Source organism: Burkholderia sp. LMG 13014, from assembly GCF_905232215.1.
Taxonomy (GTDB): Bacteria; Pseudomonadota; Gammaproteobacteria; order Burkholderiales; family Burkholderiaceae; genus Burkholderia.
Window position 1 is genome coordinate 1 of the sequence record NZ_CAJNKE010000952.1, and the last position, 1513, is coordinate 1513.

Below are 1513 nucleotides of genomic sequence, written 5' to 3' on the forward strand. Positions count from 1 at the left end.
CAGTCCACTCCATCGGAGAGCACATGAAACGGGGGATCCGAGCCATCGCATGCGCGGCCGTCGCGCTGACGCTGCCGGGTGCGGCGTTCGCGCTGACCGACGGCAGTGCGCAATACGACGACTGCATGCTCAATGCGCTGCGCGAAAGCCGCAACGGTGCGGCGGCCCAGCTGATCCAGCGCTCCTGCGACGCGCTGTATCGCAACAACGCGATGCTGCTGCCGCGCGAGCGGCGCTTTCACGAGTGCGTCGTGCAATCGCTGCCCGGCGTGCGCGACAACTATGCGATCCAGCAGATCATGTCGATCTGCTCGCGGCGCGGCGAGATGTGAGCCGGCGTTGAACGCGATGCACCCTGCGGCCGTCGACCGGCCGCGCCCATGAAAAAGGGCCTGCATGATGCAGGCCCTTTTCGTTCAACGGGACAACCGGTGTGCGGCGTTCAGAACGACGCGACCATCGAGCCCTTGAACTGCTTCTTGATGAATTCCTTCACTTCCGGCGACTGGTACGCCTTGACCAGCTTCTTCACCCACGGCTGGTCCTTGTCCTTCGCGCGCACGGCGATCACGTTCGCGTACGGGCTCGTCAGCGATTCGAGCGCGATTGCGTCCTTGGTCGGCTGCAGGTTCGCGGCGAGCGCGTAGTTCGTGTTGACCACGGCCGCATCGACGTCCGACAGCACGCGCGGCAGTTGCGCGGCGTCGAGTTCGGAGATCTTCAGCTTCTTCGGGTTGTCGGCGATGTCGAGCACCGTCGCGTTGTTGCCGCCCGTGCCCGCGCCGGCCTTCAGCTTGATCAGGCCCTGCGTCTGCAGCAGCAGCAGCGCGCGGTTCTCGTTCGACGGATCGTTCGGCACCGCGACCTTCGCGCCTTGCGGCAGGTCCTTCAGCGCCTTGAACTTCTTCGAGTACACGCCCATCGGCGAGATGTAGGTCAGGCCCGCGGTGACCAGCTTGTAGCCGCGCTGCTTCACCTGGCTGTCGAGGTAGGGCTGGTGCTGGAAGCTGTTCGCGTCGAGGTCGCCCGCGTCGAGCGCCGCGTTCGGCTGCACGTAGTCGTTGAACTCGACGACCTTCACGTTCAGGCCTTCCTTCTCCTTCGCGACCTTCTGCACGAGCTGCCACACTTCCGAATCCGGACCGGCCACCGTGCCGACCTTGATCACCTTGTCTTCGGCGTGCGCGCCTGCCGACAGCGTCAGTGCTGCACCGGTAGCCAGCACGGAAAATACCTTCAGGAGACTGCGACGCTTCATCTGTTTCTCGCTTTCTTGCTTGACTGAAATGGGGCGCGATACGGGTATGCCCCGACTCGCAGGAAGGGGCAAATGGTGTCACAGGATCGGCGGGAAGTGAAATACATCCCGCTCATATGGGTATGCACCGCAGCGGTGCTGGCGGAGGTTGCGCGACTCGGCCGTTAGTTGCGTTTATACCGGTCGCGCATCAGCCTGGGTACGTCACGCCACCGTCGCCTGAACGGCCACCTTCGTATCGAATGCGGGTTCGAC

General features: G+C 63.8%; 2 protein-coding genes. One reads left to right on the forward strand and one right to left on the reverse strand.

Annotated elements, in window-relative coordinates:
• Positions 1-23: 23 nt before the first annotated feature.
• The gene (locus tag JYJ84_RS36455) at positions 24-332 is read left to right on the forward strand and encodes a VF_A0006 family four-cysteine protein (RefSeq protein WP_174955690.1); all 309 of its coding nucleotides are present in this window, start codon (positions 24-26) and stop codon (positions 330-332) included.
• Between the two features lie 110 nt (positions 333-442).
• Here the strand turns inward: JYJ84_RS36455 and JYJ84_RS36460 are convergent, their stop codons facing one another.
• Entirely contained in the window at positions 443-1258 is an 816-nt protein-coding gene (locus JYJ84_RS36460) for a MetQ/NlpA family ABC transporter substrate-binding protein (RefSeq protein WP_043187236.1), read from the reverse strand.
• Positions 1259-1513 lie beyond the last annotated feature (255 nt).

Excerpts from the sequence above, each read along its gene's own strand:
- JYJ84_RS36455 (WP_174955690.1), top strand. The coding sequence starts at position 24 with ATGAAACGGGGGATCCGAGCCATCGCATGCGCGGCCGTCGCGCTGACG.
- JYJ84_RS36460 (WP_043187236.1), bottom strand. The coding sequence starts at position 1,258 with ATGAAGCGTCGCAGTCTCCTGAAGGTATTTTCCGTGCTGGCTACCGGT.